This is a genomic window from Acinetobacter sp. FY683, from assembly GCF_059515885.1.
Window position 1 is genome coordinate 72524 of sequence record NZ_JCAKNA010000010.1, and the last position, 22810, is coordinate 95333.

General features: G+C 37.8%; 17 protein-coding genes and 2 rRNA genes. 9 read left to right on the forward strand and 10 right to left on the reverse strand.

Annotated elements, in window-relative coordinates:
- Window positions 1-81: 81 nt before the first annotated feature.
- The 5 genes from parC to AC5YDH_RS07440 form a co-directional block, all read right to left on the reverse strand.
- On the reverse strand, window positions 82-2301 hold the full coding sequence (gene parC, locus AC5YDH_RS07420; RefSeq protein WP_496118161.1) for a DNA topoisomerase IV subunit A: 2220 nt from the start codon (window positions 2299-2301) through the stop codon (window positions 82-84).
- A gap of 163 nt (window positions 2302-2464) precedes the next feature.
- Window positions 2465-3781, reverse strand: a complete 1317-nt coding sequence (gene niaP / locus AC5YDH_RS07425) for a niacin transporter NiaP (RefSeq protein ID WP_496118162.1) — start codon at window positions 3779-3781, stop codon at window positions 2465-2467.
- A gap of 139 nt (window positions 3782-3920) precedes the next feature.
- Window positions 3921-4565: a trimeric intracellular cation channel family protein gene (locus tag AC5YDH_RS07430; protein ID WP_496118164.1), complete on the reverse strand. Its 645-nt coding sequence runs from the start codon at window positions 4563-4565 to the stop codon at window positions 3921-3923.
- A 60-nt stretch (window positions 4566-4625) separates the two neighbouring features.
- Window positions 4626-5093: a YchJ family protein gene (locus AC5YDH_RS07435; RefSeq protein ID WP_496118165.1), complete on the reverse strand. Its 468-nt coding sequence runs from the start codon at window positions 5091-5093 to the stop codon at window positions 4626-4628.
- A gap of 99 nt (window positions 5094-5192) precedes the next feature.
- Window positions 5193-6767 (reverse strand): TerC family protein, encoded by a 1575-nt coding sequence (locus AC5YDH_RS07440; RefSeq protein WP_496118167.1) that lies wholly within the window; start codon window positions 6765-6767, stop codon window positions 5193-5195.
- Between the two features lie 315 nt (window positions 6768-7082).
- Here AC5YDH_RS07440 and AC5YDH_RS07445 point away from each other — a divergent pair, with 315 nt between their 5' ends.
- Complete coding sequence (locus AC5YDH_RS07445; protein ID WP_496118169.1) at window positions 7083-7700, forward strand: LOG family protein; 618 nt, start codon at window positions 7083-7085, stop codon at window positions 7698-7700.
- A gap of 60 nt (window positions 7701-7760) precedes the next feature.
- On the opposite strand, the gene AC5YDH_RS07450 is transcribed toward AC5YDH_RS07445, so the two are convergent.
- Window positions 7761-8735: a hypothetical protein gene (locus AC5YDH_RS07450; protein ID WP_496118171.1), complete on the reverse strand. Its 975-nt coding sequence runs from the start codon at window positions 8733-8735 to the stop codon at window positions 7761-7763.
- Between the two features lie 259 nt (window positions 8736-8994).
- Between AC5YDH_RS07450 and mdtD the strand changes: the two genes are divergently transcribed.
- The 4 genes from mdtD to AC5YDH_RS07470 all read left to right on the forward strand — a co-directional run bounded on the left by mdtD (window position 8995) and on the right by AC5YDH_RS07470 (window position 13334).
- On the forward strand, window positions 8995-10386 hold the full coding sequence (gene mdtD, locus AC5YDH_RS07455) for a multidrug transporter subunit MdtD (RefSeq protein WP_496118173.1): 1392 nt from the start codon (window positions 8995-8997) through the stop codon (window positions 10384-10386).
- Window positions 10387-10463: 77 nt separating this feature from the next.
- Entirely contained in the window at window positions 10464-11240 is a 777-nt protein-coding gene (locus tag AC5YDH_RS07460; protein WP_496118175.1) for a glycoside hydrolase family 25 protein, read from the forward strand.
- A gap of 95 nt (window positions 11241-11335) precedes the next feature.
- Entirely contained in the window at window positions 11336-12406 is a 1071-nt protein-coding gene (dinB, locus tag AC5YDH_RS07465) for a DNA polymerase IV (protein WP_496118177.1), read from the forward strand.
- A gap of 574 nt (window positions 12407-12980) precedes the next feature.
- Window positions 12981-13334, forward strand: coding sequence for a RidA family protein (locus tag AC5YDH_RS07470; protein WP_496118179.1), 354 nt, complete (start codon window positions 12981-12983; stop codon window positions 13332-13334).
- A gap of 41 nt (window positions 13335-13375) precedes the next feature.
- Here the strand turns inward: AC5YDH_RS07470 and AC5YDH_RS07475 are convergent, their stop codons facing one another.
- Together AC5YDH_RS07475 and AC5YDH_RS07480 are read right to left on the reverse strand one after the other, a co-directional pair.
- Complete coding sequence (locus tag AC5YDH_RS07475; protein WP_496118181.1) at window positions 13376-13915, reverse strand: DUF2726 domain-containing protein; 540 nt, start codon at window positions 13913-13915, stop codon at window positions 13376-13378.
- Between the two features lie 291 nt (window positions 13916-14206).
- Window positions 14207-16615 carry a YgiQ family radical SAM protein gene (locus tag AC5YDH_RS07480; protein WP_496118183.1) on the reverse strand — a complete coding sequence of 803 codons (2409 nt, stop codon included), beginning with the start codon at window positions 16613-16615 and terminating at the stop codon, window positions 14207-14209.
- A gap of 406 nt (window positions 16616-17021) precedes the next feature.
- Here AC5YDH_RS07480 and AC5YDH_RS07485 point away from each other — a divergent pair, with 406 nt between their 5' ends.
- From AC5YDH_RS07485 to AC5YDH_RS07500, 4 genes are all read left to right on the forward strand, one after another.
- Window positions 17022-17381, forward strand: coding sequence for a roadblock/LC7 domain-containing protein (locus AC5YDH_RS07485; protein ID WP_496118185.1), 360 nt, complete (start codon window positions 17022-17024; stop codon window positions 17379-17381).
- Between the two features lie 63 nt (window positions 17382-17444).
- Window positions 17445-18368 (forward strand): hypothetical protein, encoded by a 924-nt coding sequence (locus AC5YDH_RS07490; RefSeq protein WP_496118187.1) that lies wholly within the window; start codon window positions 17445-17447, stop codon window positions 18366-18368.
- Window positions 18369-18377: 9 nt separating this feature from the next.
- Entirely contained in the window at window positions 18378-18935 is a 558-nt protein-coding gene (locus tag AC5YDH_RS07495; RefSeq protein WP_496118189.1) for a GTP-binding protein, read from the forward strand.
- Complete coding sequence (locus tag AC5YDH_RS07500; protein WP_496118191.1) at window positions 18928-19347, forward strand: roadblock/LC7 domain-containing protein; 420 nt, start codon at window positions 18928-18930, stop codon at window positions 19345-19347. The genes AC5YDH_RS07495 and AC5YDH_RS07500 overlap by 8 nt, the downstream gene beginning before the upstream one ends.
- A 118-nt stretch (window positions 19348-19465) precedes the next feature.
- Here the strand turns inward: AC5YDH_RS07500 and rrf are convergent.
- Window positions 19466-19580: ribosomal RNA gene (gene rrf, locus AC5YDH_RS07505) — 5S ribosomal RNA — on the reverse strand.
- 195 nt (window positions 19581-19775) lie between these two features.
- Window positions 19776-22666: ribosomal RNA gene (locus tag AC5YDH_RS07510) — 23S ribosomal RNA — on the reverse strand.
- Window positions 22667-22810 lie beyond the last annotated feature (144 nt).

Below are 22810 nucleotides of genomic sequence, written 5' to 3' on the forward strand. Positions count from 1 at the left end.
TATTTAACTTTTTGTGCTTTGTACTGCATCCATTTTGAACACTTTGCATATATAACGTATTTTGTTGAATAGATGCTAGCATTATCTTTGAATGAACAGTTTATTTGCTTTTTGATAACCTCTAGGTAAAAGTTGCCCTTTAGTTCCCCTTTTACCCACATATTTTTGAAGGTCATCACCTTTTAGTTTTAGTTGCTGCTGTCCTGCAAGCAATTGAATTATTTCATTTAAATTAAGAGTTGTCATGGATAAAATTTGATCTTTCACATCAAGTTGTATCAATTTATTACCCTTACCTTTATTTAATGAAGGTAATTCTTCTAAATCTATTACCAATAACCGACCCGCAGAGCTTAATACAGCTAGATGCGTAGCACCGTCAATCGTTTGTAAATCAAGTGCGGATGCATCTTCAGGTAAACTTAAGAAAGCCTTACCTGCTTTGGCACTCGTATCTAATTGCTTCGCTTGCGTTTTGAAACCATAACCTTTGTTACTTGCAACAATAAGTTCTGCATCATCATCTGCAATAAAGACTTGTTTAAAACCAATGCCACTTGCTGGTGCAAGTTTTGAACTTAATGGTTCACCCATACCTCGTGCAGATGGTAAACTATTAATAGCAAGTGCATAACTGCGCCCTGCTTCATCAAGCACATAAACACGTTGGTTTGATTTACCTTGCGCATGACTTAAATATTTATCACTCGCGCGATAGTTTAAGTTTTCAACATCAACATCGTGACCTTTTGCACAGCGAATCCAACCTGCTTCTGAAAGTACAACAGTCACAGGATCTGCAGGCAACATATCTTGTTCATTAATAGCTTCTGCATCTGCACGTTGAACAATTGGCGAACGGCGATCATCACCATATTTTTTTGCGTCTTCTTTAAGCTCTTCAATAATTAAAGCTTTTAAAGATTCAGGATTTTCTAATTGTTCACGAATAATTGCTGCACGAGCTTCTAATTCTTCTTGCTCACGGCGCATTTCCATTTCTTCAAGTTTTGCCAAATGACGTAACTTGAGTTCTAAAATAGCTTCTGCCTGAACTTCATCAATATTAAAACGTAACATCAACACAGGTTTGGGTTGATCTTCTTCGCGAATAATTTGAATCACTTCATCAATATTCAAATAGGCAATAATCAAACCACCTAAAATATGTAGGCGCTTTTCAATTTTATTTAAATGATATTGCAGGCGACGTGTGACCGTTTGTTTACGAATTTCGATCCATTCAAGCAAAATTTTACGAATAGATTTAACTTGTGGACGACCATCTGCACCAATCATATTCATATTGACGCGATAGCTCGATTCTAAATCTGTTGTTGCAAATAGGTGGCTCATCACCGCTTCTGCATCAATTCGATTTGAACGTAAAACAATAACCAAACGTGTTGGATTTTTATGGTCAGATTCGTCACGCAAATCTGCAACTAAAGGTAATTTCTTCGCTTGCATCTGATCTGCAATTTGCGAAATAACTTTAGAACCTGAAACTTGATACGGTAAGTCCGTAATCACAATTTCATTTTTTTCAACTTTATAAACCGCACGTACTCTGTAACTACCACGTCCTGTTGTTTGAACTTTTAAAAGCTCTTCTGGAGACGTAATAATTTCTGCATTGGTCGGTAAATCTGGTGCAGGAATATATTCTGCAATTTTAGAATCGGTTAGGTTAGGGTTGCGAATAAGCGCAATTGTACCTTTTACCACTTCGCGTAAGTTATGTGGCGGAATATCTGTTGCCATACCAACGGCAATACCAGTCGTACCATTAAGCAAAATATTTGGTACACGTGCAGGTAAATTTACAGGCTCTTTCATTGAACCGTCAAAGTTATCCTGCCAATCACATGTGCCCTGACCCAATTCAGACAACAGCACTTCACTATATTGCGAAAGTTTTGCTTCTGTATAACGCATTGCTGCAAATGACTTAGGATCATCTGGTGAACCCCAGTTACCTTGTCCTTCAATAAAAGGATAGCGATAACTAAAAGGCTGTGCCATTAAGACCATTGCTTCGTAGCAAGCAGAATCACCATGAGGATGATATTTACCTAATACATCACCCACAGTACGTGCAGATTTTTTCGGCTTGCCACTATGTTTTAAACCCAATTCGCTCATTGCATAAACAATACGGCGCTGTACAGGTTTTAAACCATCACTAATATGCGGCAATGCACGATCCATGATCACGTACATGGCGTAATTTAAATAAGCTTGTTCTGTAAATTCTGCTACGGAACGGTTTTCTGTCGCATGATGCGCAAGGCTTGTCATAACAACTTGTTATCCTAAATCGTTTTTGTCTGTTTAAGTTCTTATGCTATGTCGCAGGTGTCTTCTATACAAGGGTATGAAGTATCACTCTGCGACAATTTATGTCTTATGTCGTAAAAGTATCCATTTTATTCCAAATGATCAACTAAAAAATAACCAATCACTAACGAATAGAATCTAAAGACTTTCCTTTTGTTTCTTCACCTAGTACTAAAATGACACATGCAACCGCAAGTAAAACAGCAGTAAACATCATAAATACATAGCTAAAACCGTTATTCATCACCATCATATGGGTGACTACTAACGGTGCCACAATTCCACCCATTCGCCCAATTGCAGATGCCCAACCCGATCCAAAAGCACGAATATTCGTTGGATATTGTTCTGGTGTATATGTATAAAGTACGCCCCATGCGCCCAAGTTAAAGAACGACATTAGGCAGCCCCAAATTACAATTTGCTCAACACTGTCAGATTGTCCAAAGAAATAGGCAGACACAGCACACATGCCAATAAAGCCCGCCAATGTTACTTTACGACCTAATTTTTCAACCAACCATGCAGCAGCAATATAACCTGGAAGTTGTGCCAAAATCATGACAAGAACATATTCAAAGGATTGAACAATGGTGTAGCCTTCTTTCACCAATAAACTTGGCAACCACGTAAAAATACCGTAGTAAGAATATACAATACCAAACCAAATCAACCACAACATTAAAGTACGGCGAGCAAAAGCCCCTGACCATAATTGTGTAAATGATACATTTTGCTTTTCTGATACAGGTTTAACTTCTATTTTTTCGATCACTTCCACACCACATTGGCGTTCAAAACTTTGAACCAATGCATGCGCTTCATCAATACGACCACGGTTAATTAAGTACGGAATAGATTCAGGAACTTTTTTCCAAATAACAATGGCATATAAAGCAGGAAGTCCACCAATTAAAAATGCAGCATGCCAATCAAATTTTGGAATAACAAAATAAGCAACTAATGCAGCACATAGCCAACCTAATCCCCAAAAACTTTCAAGTAATACAATAAAGCGACCACGCACATGTGCTGGAATATATTCACTCACTAAGGTAACAGCAACAGGAAGTTGACCACCTAAACCCAAGCCAACAATAAAGCGAAATACCAGTAACCACGTTAAATTTGGCGCAAAAGCACAAGCCGCGGTTGCAATACTGTAAATGACTAAAGTAATGGCAAATACGGTTTTACGCCCCCATTTATCTGCCAAGCCGCCTGAAAATACTGCGCCAATTGCCATTCCCACAAAACCAATGGAAACCACCCAACCTTTTTCAGCAGGTGTCATTGACCAATCTTCAGCCATTTTTGCCAAAATAAACGAAATGAGACCTGTGTCCATTGCATCGAACATCCACCCCAGTCCGATTACCCATAGCAGGGTATAATGAAATTTACCTATAGGTAAACGTTGTACTCGTGAGACTAAATCCATAACAATATCTCTGACATGGTGAAAGGTTGCGTACTGCTTTCCCAACAGGATTTTATGCTTTTACTATTAATATTTTTATAAACCACATTCAAAAAAGTAACTGTTTTTTATGCAGTTACTTATAAACTACTAAATAGTATTAAGACTCATCTTTCGATGAAGCAGATTGCTCATCATCATCTTTATAAATAAATTTCGGCATTTCTAAACCGAAATAAATCGCAATTAAACGAAGTGTAAAACCAAATACCAATGTTGCAATAACAGTTAATTCAAGTGATAAGCCAATTTCTACGCAAATCCAATAGCAAATGACCGATACCAAAGAAATACTTGCATACAATTCACGACGGAAAACAAGTGGTACATCATTACACAAAATATCACGCAAAATACCACCAGAAACCCCTGTGAGTACTCCTGCAACAGCACTTACAACAAAGCCATGCCCCATCTGCAAAGCAATTTGACAGCCAATAATGGTAAAACCAATTAAGCCTAAAGCATCTAAAATTAAGAAAATGGTGCGTAATTGACTCATCCATTTAGCAATTACTATTGTGACAAAGGCTGCACAACAAGTTAATACTAAATATTCAGGATGTTTCACCCACGTTAAAGGGTAATGTCCAAGTAGAACATCTCGAACAGAACCGCCACCTAAAGCAGTCACACAGGCAATGAGCATTACGCCAAACCAATCCATACTACGCCGACCAGCAGACAAAGCACCTGTCATTGCTTCAGCAGTAATTGCGATAATATAAATAATGGTTAACAACATCGCCCTGATTCCGTGTAGGGTAATAATTGTGCGCTATTCTAAGGCATATCTCAGATAAAATTACATAAATTGCGCACAACATTGTTTAAATTTTTTATTTGAACCACAAATACATGGCTGTTTCATCGTAATTTTTTGATCTGTTGTCGGATCCAAAAAATACCATGCGCTTTTTTGTTGCACAAAATGTGAAATTTCATGATGAACCTGTTCTTTCTCTCCATCATGATAATGCGCTTTAAACTCGACTTGTGCATGATGTTTATCTAATTCTTCATTGGCATTTATAACTTCTAATTTTAGCCATTGATTCGCTTTGCTCCAGTCTGTAATTGCCTGAATATCTAGAGCTTGTTGTTGTCCAATTACTGTAGTTTGGACAATATAATCAATTTTCTGTTTTGCAAATGCACTATATCTTGAACGCATAAGTTGAGCCGCTGTTTCAGCTTTCAATTGACCTAAATGCAGTGGCTCACAACAGCTTTGATATTCACCTTCACCACAAGGACATGCGCTTAATGACATTCAATTTTCCATAAAAATAGCCCGAAATATCGGGCTATTTTAACGGAATTGAAAATAGATTTTAACGATTTAAATCTATTTTCAATATTCACACACCTTTCAGAACGTCTTGTCTTTATGGGTGATGTGTACTTTTTCAATTTTCTGACCTTCCATCGTCACAATTTCGAAAACATAACCATCAATTTCAATGTTTTCTCCATTTTCAGGCAAATGACCTAAATGAAATAAGATATAACCTGACAGCGTGGAATATTGCTCAGACTCATCGACTAAATCGCGTCCTAAAAGTAAGGATACATGACGAATATCGGTTGAACCTTCTAGCATTAATGAACCATCCGCCAGACTTTCAGCTGTTGTATCAAGCTCATCTTCATCTGGGAATTCACCCGCAATTGCCTCAAGCACATCAATAGGTGTTGCGACCCCTTCAATTGAACCATATTCATTAAGAATGAGTGCCATTTGTAATGGAGCTTGACGCAATTGTTCCATCACCATTAAAACTTGTGCATTTTCATGAACAATCACAGGCTCACGCAAATGAGCTTCAAAATTCAAAGCACCTGTTTCAATGTATTCATTCATCACTTTATGGGTCAGCACCACACCTGCAATATTATCAAGCTCGCCATGTGCCACAATTAAACGTGAATGCGTAGTACTTAATAATTGCTCTCGAATAGATTGTTCATCTTCATCTAAATCAATCCATTCAAGCTCAGGTCGAGGCGTCATTACAGACTTCACAGGACGTTCAGATAAACCGAGTACCCCTTGAACCATCACACTGTGATAAACACCATTTTCTTCATCAAAAACTTCATCTGCGAAAGCACGTGTTGCCAAAACATCTTCCACATTATTATCTTGTGACTCTGCCCCACTTTTAGCACCTAACATACGCATCACAGCAGATGCTGTTCGATAGCGTAAATCTGTTGTCGTTACCATTTTTTCTTGGTTATGACGCATGGTTTGATTCAAAAACTCAATAAGAACAGAGAAGCCAATTGCAGCGTATAAATAACCTTTAGGAATATGATAACCAAAGCCTTCGACTAACAATGAGAAACCAATCATCATTAAGAAACAAAGACATAGAATAACAACAGTTGGATGTTTGTTCACAAAATCCATAAGCGGTTTCGATGCCCAAAGCATAATACCAACAGCAATGACCACTGCAATCATCATTACAGAAAGATCTTTCACCATCCCCACAGCCGTAATCACACTATCTAGTGAGAAAACAGCATCTAGCACAACAATTTGAATAATCACCATCCAAAATGTAGCGTGAACTAGGTTTTCCTCTTTGTGTATTGGCTTACTTTCAAGACGCTCTCGTAGCTCCATGGTGCCTTTAAATAAAAGGAATACACCACCAAACAGCAAAATAAGATCTCGCCCAGAAAATGGATGATTGAAAATATGAAATAAAGGATTTGTAAGCGTTACCACCCAAGCAATAGATGCAAGCAAAATTAAGCGCATACCAAGTGCTAATAGCAACCCAACAATACGTGCTTTATTACGTTGCTCTGGAGGTAGTTTTTCCGCCAAAATTGCAATAAATACTAGGTTATCTATACCTAATACAATTTCTAAAATAACAAGTGTGAGTAATCCCACCCATGCAGATGGATCAGACATCCATTCAAAGATCATACGTTCTTCTCCTGAATACCATCTCTATTAGATTGAGATTTAAAGAATTGCACATCCACTAGAAATAAAGAATTTGCAAAATTAAAGGAACTAATTGCGTTGGAAACCCAACTTCCACTACCCATGTCGGTTCTATTGTTGTGAAACAGATTTTTAGTATAGAAAAGATTCTAATTAGAATCATCTTTTTTTATACAAACTTTGTTTTCATTTTATAACTAAATGATGCACAAGAAAGTTTCTTTTACTTACTTGTCACATTTTATCTCTATGCTAAATTAAAAATATAGCCGATGATAGGATGATGACAACAAAATGAACCATGCATTAACTATGATTGAATATAAGAACCCATCTCCTAAAACCACTCAACCACTCGTTGCACTTTATTGTGGTTCTCGTTCTGGTAACAATCCAATTTATAAGGAAAAAGCAATTGCACTTGCAAAAGGTCTAGCTGAGCATAATCTTGGCTTAGTTTATGGCGGTGCAAGCATTGGTTTAATGGGTCAAGTTGCAGATACTGTGATTGAACACGGCGGTGAAGCAGTTGGTGTTATTCCCGAGTTTATGTTGGATTATGAAATTGCTCACAATACGTTAACTGAATTACATATTGTACGAACAATGCATGAACGCAAAGCCATGATGGCAGAGCGTGCTTGTGCTTTTGTTGCACTGCCTGGCGGTTTAGGAACATTCGAAGAAATTTTAGAAATTGCAACTTGGGCACAGTTAAATCAGCATCAAAAACCAATGATGCTTTATAACGTAAATGGATTTTATGATTCCTTGATTGCTCAACTTGATCATGCTGTTCAAGAAGGTTTTTTACCACCGCAACACAGAGCAAAACTCATTGTGTGTAATTCTTCAAAACAAATTTTTAATGCGTTAAGCAATTTAGATTGCCCTAAATCTTTTGTGGTCTAAGCCAATATTAATACAATAAAAAAAGCGAGCACTTAGCTCGCTTTTTTTTATTTTACAGACTTAACTTGCTAAACCTGTAACAAATTCATAAAACCAAGGCAAAGTCGTTGCTAAAATCACACTCATCGCTAAACCAAACATCAACTTCATTGCATCTTTACTTACATTACGTGAAGTACGACGTTTACCTACCGCTTGAATTAACATTGATATTGCAAACTCACGACCTGCAAGCAAACCTAAGAACACCCAAGTGGTACTCATTGGAATGTTACTCCACTCTTTAAATACTAAGAGAATAAGAGCATAGATAAAGTCAACAATAGTTGCTGCTCGAACATCTGTTACATCTGTTTTAGTATCAACAATTTTCTGAATTGCCCCGCCACGCTTGTATAAAATAACACCAAGCAGCACAACAAAAACAACAATTGCAAAGATTAGAAAATCAAATGGAACCTGACGTGGTACATATACAAAAATGTTCGCCAAGTCTTGAATGAGCCATTGGCTCCATAAAAAACCAGTCGATAACCACTGCAATACAATCCATTTTGTGGAGTGTTCTTGATCTTTGGTTTTGTTAAAGTACACCGTTGTTTTACTAGCAACGAAACGATAAATCAGTAATGCCGTAATAAAAGCAACAGCATACCCCATCATCGATTTCACCATCATTGCCCCCAAACTTGCAGGGGAAAATATGGTTAAAACCAAGAATGTGGTACTTACAGGAATACCATATTTCGTCAGTAAAATAAGCAAAATTGGCGGCACAATATACAACCAAGTAATTCCCCCTTCAGGGAATGGAATGGTTTCTAAACGCCCATAAGATGCATCGCCAACGCCTGAAGCCCACCAGCCATAGCTGAGAACTACTGCTAAAATTACGCTAATATAAATCCACAACACCCACCAAGGACGATGTGAATTGGAAGAGATAAATGTACCTAAAGTTTGTGGTACGTCATTTCCGACAATGGAATAGGCTGCTAAACAGAAGCCAATGACCATTAAGATTTCAATTGTCATAACAAGAAATGCGAGATCATAAATATATTGCCATCTTATGTCGCTTTTATGACAATTTCATGAATATCCAACAAAATGATGACAAAAAATATATTCATATATGTTAAGAGTAAGTGAAAGAAAAACATAAAAGGTGGGTCTTGAAATTGAGATGTGCTCCCCTTTTATCTTTCAACAATATTCTTAGGTTTCAATAAGAAGATACTCTGCATTCTATTTCCAATTACATTAAACTTAGAAAAAACATTGATATAAATTTATGAGTCAAACACCTGTTCATACAGCCTTACAGCCTGAATTTCGCTTGTTAGTCTTACTTGTATCTATTGGTTTTTTTATGCAAGGACTAGACACAACAATTGTAAATACAGCACTTCCTGCCATGGCTCGCAGCTTAGGCGAAGATCCTTTACAAATGCACAGTATTGTCGTGGCTTATGTATTGTCTGTTGCAGCATGTATTCCTTTGAGTGGATGGCTCGCAGATCGCTTTGGTGTTCGAAATACCTATTTTTTAGCGATTATTATTTTTACCCTCGCATCTTTAGGTTGTGGTTATTCAGAAAGCATTAATGAACTTTTAATCTATCGCGTTATTCAAGGTATTGGCGGAGCATTACTTCTACCTATTGGGCGCTTGGCTATGCTCAAGGTGATTCCACGTACTCAATTTCTTGCAGCAATGAGTCTAATGAGCCTTGCAGGATTAATTGGACCACTCATTGGACCTACTCTTGGCGGCTGGATTGTAGAAGTCACCACATGGCATTGGATTTTTCTGATTAATATTCCAATGGGAGTACTTGGCGTTCTCATTACCTTTAAAGCCATGCCCAATATCACCGAGCCAACAGTGCCTACTTTTGACTTCATCGGTATTATGTTGCTGGTATTTGCAATGGTTGGCTTATCTTTAGGTATTGAAAATTTTGCTAATCCTCAACATTCGATTTGGTGGAGTATTGGCTTAATTATTATAGGAATTTTGGCTTCTTTATTTTATGCATTTCATTCGCATACACATAAAAATGCATTATTCCGCAGTAAACTATTTAAAAATCGTATTTATGCTGTTGGCATAGTAGGCAATTTCTTTGCTCGCTTAGGTGGTAATGCATTACCTTTTTTACTCCCACTTATGTTGCAAGTCGCTTTTGGTTTTGAACCATTTGTTACAGGGTTACTAATGATTCCAACCGTTATAGGCTCATTAGCATCAAAACCCATTATTCGTCCTATTATTCAAAAATTTGGTTATCGCCAAGTTCTACTCATCAATACACTATTAGTTGGCGCATGTATTGCGAGTTTTGCCCTAACATCTGCAGATACACCTATTTGGTTGCGTGCAATTCACTTCTTTATTTTTGGCGTACTTAACTCATTACAATTTGTATCTATGAACACGCTCACTCTCAAAGATTTACCGCAACAAGATGCAAGTAGTGGTAATAGTTTTTTGTCAATGATTATGATGGTTTCAATGAGTATAGGTGTGGCGCTTGCAGGCACATTAGTCAATGTTTTTACAGCCTATTTAGGTCCAGAAAACACCACAACAGCTTTTCACATTACCTTACTTATTCTAGGCTCTATCAACATCATCACTGCAGCAATTTTCTGGCAAATTCCTAAAAATACGCCCGTGTAAATTGTTTGTATCAAGAGCGTAGTTTGTTATTTAAGAACAGCGTATCATAAGCTTAAATACTACTTTTTATATTTATAATGAGTGCACGAAAAAAGAAGATTCATCATAAAGCAGCATATCGCTCCCTCTTGGGTATAGGGGGATTTTGTCTTGTTCTTATAATCTATTTAAGCTTTTTTCAACAGCGCTCTGCATCTGCTACAGAATATCCTATAAAAGGATTTGATGTTTCACATCACCAAGGTGATATTCAATGGAAAAAAATATCACCTAAAACTTATAAATTTGTTTATTTAAAAGCAACTGAAGGCGGTGATTTTAAAGATCGAAAATTCCAAGACAATTGGCTCAAAGCACGAGAACAAGGCTTTCTAGTCGGGGCATATCATTTTTATAGAATTTGCCGTGATGGACAAATTCAAGCTCAAAACTTTATAGAAACAGTACCCAATAAAGAGAATGCCTTACCGCCTGTTATTGATTTAGAATATGACAGCAATTGCATCAATACCTTTACCAAAGAGCAGTTATTACAAGAAATTCAGATCATGCATGATCAGATTTATCAACATTACGGTAAACAACCTATTTTTTATATTTCTAAAAGCTTCTATAACATTGTACTTGCAGGTGAATTCAAGAATACACCTCTTTGGGTACGTGAATATCAAGGTAAACCAGATTTAAAAGACAATCCTAAATGGCTCATGTGGCAATATACCAATCAAGGAAAAATTACGGGTATTCCTACTGTTGTTGATATGAATGTCTTTAATGGCAATGAAAAAGAATGGCATGAATTTCTAGAAAAAAATAAAGTTGAACAGCCTTTAAATACCCCCAATAAAAATTAAGTCAGACAGTTTGTGTCGTTATGCCTAAGGCATGTCTTTCAACAAACCCATTGAACATGTAATACTGAACATAAAGCAAACAATCCTTTGAGTGCATGCGAAAAATCATACACATCGACATGGATGCATTTTATGCATCTGTTGAATTACGAGATCAACCTGAATTAAAACACTTACCCGTGGTGATTTCATCACACCATCCACGTGCGGTAATTGCGGCTGCATCTTATCCTGCTCGTACTTTTGGGTTACGTTCTGCAATGTCGATGACACAAGCAAAAAAGAAATGCCCTCAAGTTATAGTAATTGAACCTAATTTTAATAAATATCGTGAAGTTTCAGCTCAAATTCATCAAATTTTTCAAAAATATACATCAATTATTGAACCCTTATCTTTAGATGAAGCCTACTTGGATGTTACTGAAAATTTGCAAAATATTAACAGTGCAACCGAAGTTGCGATGCGGATTCGTGAAGACATTTTTCAAGTCACAGGACTTACAGCATCTGCAGGTGTTGCACCAAATAAATTCTTGGCAAAAATTGCATCTGACTGGAATAAACCCAACGGAATTTACGTAATCAAACCATCTCAAGTTCAGAGCTTTATTCAACACCTAGAACTTAAAAAGATTCCCGGTGTAGGTAAAGTCACTCAAGAAAAATTAAGATTTTTAAACTTAGAAACCTTGGGCGACTTACAAAACACTGAAGAAGCTTTTTTAACACATCACTTTGGAAAATACGGGAAACAACTTTTTCTATATGCAAAAGGCATTGATGAAAGACCTGTACAAACAGAACGAGAGCGTCAATCTATTTCTAAGGAAACCACGTTCGATCAAGACTTTAATTTAGAACAATGTCTTCCCTACTGGCCTAAACTGATTGATCAAGTTTGGGAGATATTAGAAAAGAAAAACTTAGCTGCTCGTGGGGTTTCAGCAAAGCTAAAATTAAAAAATTTCCAAGTCATTCAACATAGTAAAAGTTTCAAACTGCCTCTAAATAGTAAAAATGAAATGAAACAAATTTTAGAAAATTTACTCTCTGAAATGCATATTCCTCAAGATTATCAATTTAGATTAGTCGGTATTGGCGTATATCAACTTCAAGAGAAAAAGCCTCAGCCTCAACTTTCTCTTTGGGATGATTTATCCATCTAATTTGATTCTTTTTTAATCAAAAGAATAAAAATAAAGCAAATTAGTCTTCACATTCAATATTTTTAGAGTAATCTACTTCTGCGATGCATTATCCATGTATGCGCTGAGATGCTGAAAATCACCTTTACTTTCAGCATTTGTCCTGTGATTGGCGAGACGATCAAATCCGAACATTACAGGGCATCTCTGATGTCAGCCCATGGAAATTCTTTGTGCATATCTAATATAAGTTATTCAAATTTATCTTTTAAAAACTCGATTTTCTACGTACAAAATACATCAATTAGTATTATTGCTGTTGGGTTTACTGCTTTTATCACTACATCACTCGTTATTTTGAACCATTTTTCATAGCATTCTGTTGCTCTACACTCAGCTACAGATGGTCTGTTAACAGCAATTTTGCAGTATTAATACTAGAAAATTAAGCTCAAAATATTTTATTCATAAAAACAAATCTCCTCGTATTTTCTTTTTTATTTTTAATTATACAGATACAGAGTTCATACTCAGCCTATTGGCGTTTTTTTGGTATCATCCTCACATACATTCTATATTTTAAAACGGTAATCTTATGGCTGTAGAACGCTTACATATTCAAAAGCGCTTTTCTGAAATTGCTATTTCTGGGAACTTGATTCATTTAGCAGGTCAATTGGCATCAGATTTAACACTCGACATCAAAGGTCAAACACAACAAACCTTAGATTATATTGACCAATTTCTTGCAGATGCTGGAACAGATAAAAGTCATATCCTATCTGTCATGATTTTTGTTAAAGACATTGCCGTAAACTATGCACCAATGAATGAAGTCTGGGATGCTTGGGTTGCAGACATTGATGCTCTACCTCGCACTTGTGTAGAAGCGAATATGAACAAACCAGAAATTTTAGTTGAAATGACTGTTGTTGCTGTTAAACCGTAATTCAACTTTCATATAAAAAGCATGCCTTTTGCATGCTTTTTTTAATTCATTAATTTTAGTTGTGATGAAGGCTTTTCTGAATAAAACTCATATTTCTTTAACGATGCAATATCTTGCTCATAAATTTCAAAACTGTCTAAAAAGTTAAATTTATCTTTCAATTGCTGAAGTGTAGGTAAACCATAAAAATGCAAAACACGGTATCCAGCTAACTTTAAAATTTCGTCTTGATACATAGTATTTTTATGCTTTTTAGTTGCGGCATAGTCTTCCACTGCAATAATAGCAACCACTTCATTTTGCTGCCCTAAAACAACAAAATCCGCCATCATATTCCTATATTTTGAACGAGTATGATGAAATTTCGTTGTTAATAATGAATCGAAAGAAACATGTACCAAAATAGTATGCTTCGGTAAAGTTTTCTTTAGGCGAGTGAAAACAAGCTGTTCATTGGCACTAAAAATTGCACGTTGTTTCAGTGCACTATCATGAGGCTTTACACGTGACCTTAAATTCTTAAACGCTAAAAAAACAATTAAGGCTAAAAGCAAAGCCCCCATTAAAAAATAAACCACCATTACTGAATCCCTTATTTTTTTATTTTTTATGCATACTTTGCACATCAATATCATTTAATAAATTTATTTCATTTTGATTAATTAAAAAATCACATTAAAATTACTATAATTAACTGATCAAATTTCCTTACTGATCATTTAAATCAAAACAGCCAATATCTGATAATCAACTTCTCATAATGTAGCTTAAAACTTATTTTTAGATCAACTTTTATCCAATATTTCCTATAAATTTCCGATGAAATAAGCATAAATAAAAAAGGACTCTTTTGAGTCCTTTTTATTTATTTACTACGCTTTTGATTTAGGCTTAGATTTTCCTTTTGGCTTCGAACCACCAAAAGGCTTTTTCGCATCACCCGTTTCACGCGGAGGTAAACCTGTATGTTGCGTTAGAATCTGACCACGTTCAGGACGTTTTTTGGTATTGGAAGGACGTGATTGTGCAGCTTTACCACGATTACCTTGTTCACCCGTACGTTTTGCAGAATCACCTGCAACAGTCGAATTTTTCTTACGTGCAGATTGATATTGACCTTCTGTTCCCGCAGGTTGATACGTCGGAATCAAATGCTGTTTAGAGTTCCCAATTAAGTCCTGACGCCCCATTTCTTTTAAGGCTTCACGAAGCATAGGCCAGTTATTAGGATCATGATAACGCAAGAATGCTTTATGTAAACGACGACGCTTTTCACCTTTCACAATATCCACTTGTTCGGTATAACGTGCCACTTTTGCAAGCGGGTTTTTACCTGTGTAATACATCGTGGTTGCTGTTGCCATTGGTGAAGGATAGAAGGTTTGTACCTGATCGGCACGGAAACCATTCTTTTTCAACCAAATTGCAAGGTTCATCATGTCGTAATCGGTCGTACCCGGATGCGCCGCAATAAAGTAAGGAATAAGGTATTGTTCTTTACCTGCTTCTTTACTGAAGCGGTCAAACATTTGCTTGAAGCGGTCGTAAGTACCAATACCCGGCTTCATCATTTTATTGAGTGGACCTTTTTCAGTATGCTCAGGCGCAATCTTCAGGTAACCACCGACATGATGTGTTACTAATTCTTTGACATATTCAGGGTTCAATACCGCTAAGTCATAACGTAAACCCGAACCAATCAGAATCTTTTTAATACCTTTTAACGAACGCGCTTTACGATATAACTGCGTTAACGGTGCATGATCGGTATGTAAGTTTTGACATACACCCGGGAATACACATGATGGTTTACGGCAGTTTTTCTCAATTTCAGGATCTTTACATGCTAAACGGTACATGTTGGCTGTAGGGCCACCTAAATCCGAGATAATGCCGGTAAAGCCCGGTGCAGTATCACGAATCTTTTCCACTTCACGTAAAATTGATTCTTCAGAACGGTTCTGAATAATTCGCCCTTCGTGTTCTGTGATTGAACAGAAAGTACAACCACCAAAACAACCACGCATGATGTTCACAGAGAACTTAATCATGTCAAAGGCAGGGAAACGTGCTTCACCGTACGATGGATGTGGCAGACGTGCATATGGCAAATCAAACACATAATCCATCTCTTCCGTAGTTAACGGAATTGGTGGAGCATTCAGCCAGACATCACGCTCGCCATGTTTTTGTACCATAGCACGTGCATTACCTGGATTGGTTTCCAAATGCAAAATACGGTTAGCATGTGCATATAAAACAGGATCTTGCGCTACTTCTTCATAAGCAGGTAAACGAATCACTGCAAGTTCACGTGGCGGTAATTTATGTTTAATCGCTTTAGATGATGGCTGTAACTGTACAATCTGAGTATTCTCATCCAAATGATCGCCTTCACGGACAATTGGATTCGCCACAGGCTCTTTTTGAAAACCTTGATATTGCGTCAGACTATCTTTGTCTTTTTCAATTTCACAGCCTTCTAAATCTTCGGTCATCACATACGGATTGATAATCGGATCAACTCGACCCACGGTATCAACATCATTAGATGCAATTTCAACAAATTTCGCTTTAGATGCACGGTTATGTTTATTAACAATAAATGCTGTACCACGCACATCTGTAATATCTGTAATTTTTTCGCCACGTGCTAAACGGTGCATAATTTCAGTGATTGAACGCTCGCCGTTACCATACATCAATAAATCGGCTTTTGAATCCATCAATACCGAGCGACGCACTTTGTCTGACCAATAATCATAATGCGCAATACGACGTAGCGATGCTTCAATACCACCTAATAAGACTGGCACATCTGGATAAGCTTCGCGCACACGTTGGCAATATACCGTTGCTGCACGGTCTGGACGTTTATTCGGTACATTATCTGGAGAATAAGCATCATCTGAACGGATTTTACGGTCAGCCGTATAACGGTTGATCATTGAATCCATATTACCTGCCGTAACACCCCAAGCAATATTTGGTTTACCCAATACGCGGAACGCATCCACATTGGTCCAATCTGGCTGTGCAATAATGCCGACACGGAAGCCTTGCGCTTCTAAAGTACGACCAATAATCCCTGAACAGAATGATGGGTGATCGATATACGCATCACCACATACTAAAATAAAGTCACAACTGTCCCAACCGAGTTGATCCATTTCTTCGCGTGACATCGGCAAAAATGGCGCAGGGTCAAAACATGACGCCCAATATTTGTCGTAATCAAACAACGCTGTGGGCGCTGTCTGCATGGTATAAGCAGTAGACATGGCTAGCAATTCTCGGCTGGCAGATGAGAGGAGATCTAAAATAGATCAAAGATGAAAGTCGATCATTTTACCATGAATTAAATTCAATATGTTTGATTAAAATTCAAACAAAATATTTCTATTCATTATTTTTTAATAAGCTTTCTATTATAAAATTATCTCTATTAATTAAATATAAATAAATAGAATATGAATTACATCACATTAAAGAAGCTATAATAAATCATTTAAGTAATACTCACAAATATATACAATAATATAAAATATAATTATTAAAATTGTTTAAACAAATGAATATTAATACTTTATTACTATTTTTGATTAGATCAACTTCATAAAATAGTAGACTATAAAGCTAGGTTTAATTTAAAAAATAAACCTTTTATATTTTTTTATGGGGTAAAAAATGGCTAAAGTTTCATTAGATAATTTAACAGATATTGACGGTTTTGTTGTAGCTGCATTAGTAGATAGCGAAAGTGGTCTTGCATTGGCAACTCAAGGCAATGGTTCTATCGATCTTGAATATGCCGCAGCAGGTAATACTGAAGTTTTACGTGCAAAACGTAAAGTTGCAGCTGCTTTAAATTTAGAAGATTCAATTGAAGATATTTTAATTACATTAGGCAAACAATATCACTTAATTCGCCCATTAGTTTCAAACGAATCTTTATTTTTATATCTAGTTTTAGACCGTTCAAAATCAAATTTAGCAATGGCTCGTCATGAGTTAAAAGCTTTTGAAAAAGAATTAGATTTTTCTTAATCAACAAAACCACCTCTTCATTTGAGGAGGTGGCTAAATATAAATGAGATGATAAGCAATTTTATGGTAAATAATATTTATGTTGCAATTGTTGGTTTAAGCTTAAATACGACCAATCAACTTAAATCATTATTCCATGATGCAGTGAATGCACAATTTAAGATTATATGGACAAACATTGCCAATCCTGAATTAAATTTCGTTATTTTAAATCAATCTTTTATAGAGTCTCCTGCTGCTCATACAATTAAAACCAAAAATATTCCAATTATCACTATCCAACATGATAAAAATAAAGAGAATATAATAGAAAATAACCATTTATTTCTACCATTTTCAGATATAAATAATCTCAAAAAATGGATTCAAGCCAATATTAAATTAAAAATTAATACTCATTTTAACTTTAAAGAAGATATTAATTTTCTTGAGAAATTTAATATAATTTTTGAGTCAAATAATTCAAACTTTTTCCAGTGTTATATTAATCATGAACAAAGTTTTATTATTGATAAAAAAATGCATGAAATATGGGTTCAAGAAAATTTTGAATTTTCTCCCATTAAAAAGCTTAATATTGAAATACTAGACTTCAATCAAGCTGTAAATTTAAGACAACAAAAAAAGAAATATGACTTAAGCCTATGGTTATGGCACTACCTTTGGTCAACCATTGAAAACCCACCAATCTTAAATCAATCAATATATTACAAATTAAAATTTTGGCCACAACTCAATAAAAATATTCCTAAAGAAACGTTAAAAATAGCATCATGTTTACAGTATGGTGCCAACATCAAACTCATTGCAAAGCATTTAAATCTTCAGCCAGAACTTATTTCTAAGTTTATTTATATTGCTCTTGCATGCAATCTAGTTGACGTTATTCATGAGAATCAAGCTAACTTCAAACTCAATGATAAAGAAAATACAGATATGACTTTACTCAGTTTTTTTAGCAAAATTCGAAAAAAACTAAGAATATAAGGACCAATTTTGATTTTACATCCACATAAAATTATCTTTGCAGGCTCAATGGGTGCAGGGAAATCAGCAGCCATACAATCACTCTCAGACATACCTGTATTTTCTACAGAAGCAATGAATACGGATCAAGAGCGTCATAATAAAATGTTCACCACTGTCGGTATCGACTATGGAGAAATTACACTCGATGATGGTGTAAAAGTCGGACTATACGGGACCCCTGGACAAGAACGCTTTGATTTTATTTGGTCTACAATCAGCCAAGGTGCATTAGGTACAATTATTCTCATTGACCATAGCGCAGAACATCCTTTACAAGATATTAATTTTTATTATGAAACATTTTCAAAAACCAATAAGAATCTAGTTTTTGCAATAACACATGTAGATGAAAAATCAACAACACATACCTCCCAATATAGAGAGTGGATTGCCCAACATGAGCAAATTTATCCACTTTACTTTATAGATGCACGCAAATCAGAGGATATACTTTTACTCATAGACACGCTTTTAAGCCAGTCTGAAATCTCTCTCAGCCTCTCAGGTCACACAAAGCATGCTTAACCACTCACGAAAGCCACCGGACTCTCTAATTCACTCATCACATCGTGCAATTTCAGATGTATTACTTAATGTAAAAGGCATAGATTATATCCTTTTATGTACAGCAGATGGCTTTGAAATTAGTTCTGTACATAACAAGAATATTTATAATTCTAGTAAACTTGCTGCTGTAAGTAGCTCAATAGTTGCTATGATTTCTGCATTTTTACATGAAATTAATTTAAATGGATGTCAAAGTATCACTTTAGATGCTGAAAATGGCAAAGCCATTTTAAATGCAATTCCAAATAAAAACTTCCCTATGATTATGGTTGCATTAGCCAATAAGGATATTTTATTGGGGCAAGCTCTTTTTTTCCTTAAAAAATGCAATGAAGATATTATTTTAGCTGATTCACACTATACAGACTAACTCATAAATCCCGATCTACTCGGGATTTATTACTTTTCCGTTAGTACTTTTTCTTCCCATTACCCATAAAAAAAACACCCCCTTAGGCATTAAGCTAAGGGGGTGTTTTGAATTAATGAGCTGGCGATGACTTACTCTCACATGGGTAACCCCACACTACCATCAGCGCTAAGAGGTTTCACTTCTGAGTTCGGGAAGGGATCAGGTGGTTCACTCTTGCTATTGTCGCCAGCACAACTGTTTATGGACTTATTCGGGTCTTATTTACATCAAATGATGTATGCCTTACTTCGTACCAAATAGAATTCATTAACAGATTATTTGAGTTAAAGTATAAGTTCTAGCGTATTCTGAATCAAGATCAGTCAGTATTGACTGTTTGGTTTTGAATCGATTTCAGCTTTATACAACAACTGTTTGGGTGTTGTATAGTCAAGCCTCACGAGCAATTAGTATTGGTCAGCTTCACATATCACTATGCTTCCACATCCAACCTATCAACGTCGTAGTCTTCAACGGCTCTTTAGAGGAATAAATTCCTAGGGAAATCTTATCTTGAGGTAGGCTTCCCGCTTAGATGCTTTCAGCGGTTATCCCTTCCGAACATAGCTACCCGGCGATGCGACTGGCGTCACAACCGGTACACCAGAGGTTCGTCCACTCTGGTCCTCTCGTACTAGGAGCAGATCCTCTCAAATTTCCAACGCCCACGGTAGATAGGGACCGAACTGTCTCACGACGTTCTAAACCCAGCTCGCGTACCTCTTTAAATGGCGAACAGCCATACCCTTGGGACCTGCTTCAGCCCCAGGATGAGATGAGCCGACATCGAGGTGCCAAACACCGCCGTCGATATGAACTCTTGGGCGGTATCAGCCTGTTATCCCCAGAGTACCTTTTATCCGTTGAGCGATGGCCCTTCCATACAGAACCACCGGATCACTAAGACCTACTTTCGTACCTGCTCGACTTGTGGGTCTCGCAGTTAAGCGCGCTTTTGCCTTTATACTCTACGCGTGATTTCCGACCACGCTGAGCGCACCTTCGTACTCCTCCGTTACTCTTTAGGAGGAGACCGCCCCAGTCAAACTACCCACCAGACATGGTCCTCGCTCCAGATTATGGAGCAGAGTTAGAACCTCAATATTACCAGGGTGGTATTTCAAGATTGGCTCCACCGAAACTAGCGTCTCGGTTTCAAAGCCTCCCACCTATCCTACACAAGTAAGATCAAAGTTCAATGTCAAGCTGCAGTAAAGGTTCACGGGGTCTTTCCGTCTAGCCGCGGGTACACCGCATCTTCACGGCGAATTCGATTTCACTGAGTCTCTGCTGGAGACAGCGCCCCCATCATTATGCCATTCGTGCAGGTCGGAACTTACCCGACAAGGAATTTCGCTACCTTAGGACCGTTATAGTTACGGCCGCCGTTTACTGGGGCTTCGATCAAGAGCTTCGCTTACGCTAACCCCATCAATTAACCTTCCAGCACCGGGCAGGCATCACACCCTATACGTCCACTTTCGTGTTTGCAGAGTGCTATGTTTTTAATAAACAGTTGCAGGGGCCTGGTTTCTGTGGCTGTCAATAGCTCAGGAAGCAAGTTCCATCACCGTCAACAGCGTACCTTCTCCCGAAGTTACGGTACCATTTTGCCTAGTTCCTTCAGCAGAGTTCTCTCAAGCGCTTTGGTCTACTCGACCTGACCACCTGTGTCGGTTTCGGGTACGATTCCAGTGTAACTGAAGCTTAGAGACTTTTCCTGGAAGTATGGTATCAGCCACTTCGCTAGTAAACTAGCTTGCTATCAGATCTCAGCATAGAGCACCCCGGATTTGCCTAAGATGCATGCCTACTTCCTTCCACCTGGACAACCAACGCCAGGCTGACTTAACCTTCTCCGTCCTCTCATCGCATTACACTGAAGTATTGGAATATTAACCAATTTCCCATCGACTACGCCTCTCGGCCTCGCCTTAGGGGTCGACTCACCCAGCCCCGATTAACGTTGGACTGGAACCCTTGGTCTTTCAGCGTGCGAGTTTTTCACTCGCATTGTCGTTACTCACGTCAGCATTCGCACTTCTGATACCTCCAGCATGCTTCTCAACACACCTTCATCGGCTTACAGAACGCTCCCCTACCACTTGCAATAAATTGCAAATCCGCAGCTTCGGCATATAGTTTTAGCCCCGTTACATCTTCCGCGCAGGCCGACTCGACTAGTGAGCTATTACGCTTTCTTTAAAGGGTGGCTGCTTCTAAGCCAACCTCCTAGCTGTCTATGCCTTCCCACATCGTTTCCCACTTAACTATAATTTTGGGGCCTTAGCTGGCGGTCTGGATTGTTTTCCTCTTGACTACGGACGTTAGCACCCGCAGTCTGTCTCCCGGATAGTACTCATTGGTATTCGGAGTTTGCATCGGTTTGGTAAGTCGGGATGACCCCCTAGCCGAAACAGTGCTCTACCCCCAATGGTATTCGTCCGAGGCGCTACCTAAATAGCTTTCGGGGAGAACCAGCTATCACCGAGTTTGATTAGCCTTTCACCCCTATCCACAAGTCATCCCCTGGCTTTTCAACGACAGTGGGTTCGGTCCTCCAGTTAGTGTTACCCAACCTTCAACCTGCTCATGGATAGATCACCCGGTTTCGGGTCTATACCCAGCAACTAAACGCCCTATTAAGACTCGATTTCTCTACGGCTCCCCTATACGGTTAACCTCGCTACTGAATATAAGTCGCTGACCCATTATACAAAAGGTACGCAGTCACCGAACAAGTCGGCTCCCACTGCTTGTATGCATGCGGTTTCAGGATCTATTTCACTCCCCTCACAGGGGTTCTTTTCGCCTTTCCCTCACGGTACTGGTTCACTATCGGTCAGTCAGGAGTATTTAGCCTTGGAGGATGGTCCCCCCATATTCAGACAAGGTTTCACGTGCCTCGCCCTACTCGACATCATCATATAAGCCCTTTCGTGTACAGGACTATCACCCACTATGGTTGCACTTCCCAGAGCATTCCACTAGAACTTATATGACTTAATGGGCTGTTCCCCGTTCGCTCGCCGCTACTGAGGGAATCTCAATTGATTTCTTTTCCTAAGGGTACTGAGATGTTTCACTTCCCCTCGTTCGCCTCATAAACCTATGTATTCAGTTTATGATACCTACCTTATGGTAAGTGGGTTTCCCCATTCAGAAATCTCCGGATCACAGGATATTTGCCGCCTCCCCGGAGCTTATCGCAGGCTATTACGTCTTTCATCGCCTCTGACTGCCAAGGCATCCACCACATGCACTTAATTACTTGACTATACAACCCCAAACAGTCGTTAACCCTTACAAGTTAGGTTAGCAACAGAGCTTGTCTTGGACTCACTCATACAGTTGGCGTCTTGTGCATTTAAGCACCGTACAGCTTCAATTAGATTCATATACCAAAACGCTTGATTCAGTT

Excerpts from the sequence above, each read along its gene's own strand:
- AC5YDH_RS07480 (WP_496118183.1), bottom strand. The coding sequence starts at position 16,615 with ATGTCTACTGCTTATACCATGCAGACAGCGCCCACAGCGTTGTTTGAT.
- AC5YDH_RS07500 (WP_496118191.1), top strand. The coding sequence starts at position 18,928 with ATGCTTAACCACTCACGAAAGCCACCGGACTCTCTAATTCACTCATCA.
- AC5YDH_RS07450 (WP_496118171.1), bottom strand. The coding sequence starts at position 8,735 with ATGACAATTGAAATCTTAATGGTCATTGGCTTCTGTTTAGCAGCCTAT.
- AC5YDH_RS07440 (WP_496118167.1), bottom strand. The coding sequence starts at position 6,767 with ATGATCTTTGAATGGATGTCTGATCCATCTGCATGGGTGGGATTACTC.
- AC5YDH_RS07435 (WP_496118165.1), bottom strand. The coding sequence starts at position 5,093 with ATGTCATTAAGCGCATGTCCTTGTGGTGAAGGTGAATATCAAAGCTGT.
- AC5YDH_RS07470 (WP_496118179.1), top strand. The coding sequence starts at position 12,981 with ATGGCTGTAGAACGCTTACATATTCAAAAGCGCTTTTCTGAAATTGCT.
- AC5YDH_RS07445 (WP_496118169.1), top strand. The coding sequence starts at position 7,083 with ATGAACCATGCATTAACTATGATTGAATATAAGAACCCATCTCCTAAA.
- AC5YDH_RS07490 (WP_496118187.1), top strand. The coding sequence starts at position 17,445 with ATGGTAAATAATATTTATGTTGCAATTGTTGGTTTAAGCTTAAATACG.
- AC5YDH_RS07485 (WP_496118185.1), top strand. The coding sequence starts at position 17,022 with ATGGCTAAAGTTTCATTAGATAATTTAACAGATATTGACGGTTTTGTT.
- dinB (WP_496118177.1), top strand. The coding sequence starts at position 11,336 with ATGCGAAAAATCATACACATCGACATGGATGCATTTTATGCATCTGTT.
- AC5YDH_RS07475 (WP_496118181.1), bottom strand. The coding sequence starts at position 13,915 with ATGGTGGTTTATTTTTTAATGGGGGCTTTGCTTTTAGCCTTAATTGTT.
- mdtD (WP_496118173.1), top strand. The coding sequence starts at position 8,995 with ATGAGTCAAACACCTGTTCATACAGCCTTACAGCCTGAATTTCGCTTG.
- AC5YDH_RS07460 (WP_496118175.1), top strand. The coding sequence starts at position 10,464 with ATGAGTGCACGAAAAAAGAAGATTCATCATAAAGCAGCATATCGCTCC.
- parC (WP_496118161.1), bottom strand. The coding sequence starts at position 2,301 with ATGACAAGCCTTGCGCATCATGCGACAGAAAACCGTTCCGTAGCAGAA.
- AC5YDH_RS07430 (WP_496118164.1), bottom strand. The coding sequence starts at position 4,565 with ATGTTGTTAACCATTATTTATATTATCGCAATTACTGCTGAAGCAATG.
- niaP (WP_496118162.1), bottom strand. The coding sequence starts at position 3,781 with ATGGATTTAGTCTCACGAGTACAACGTTTACCTATAGGTAAATTTCAT.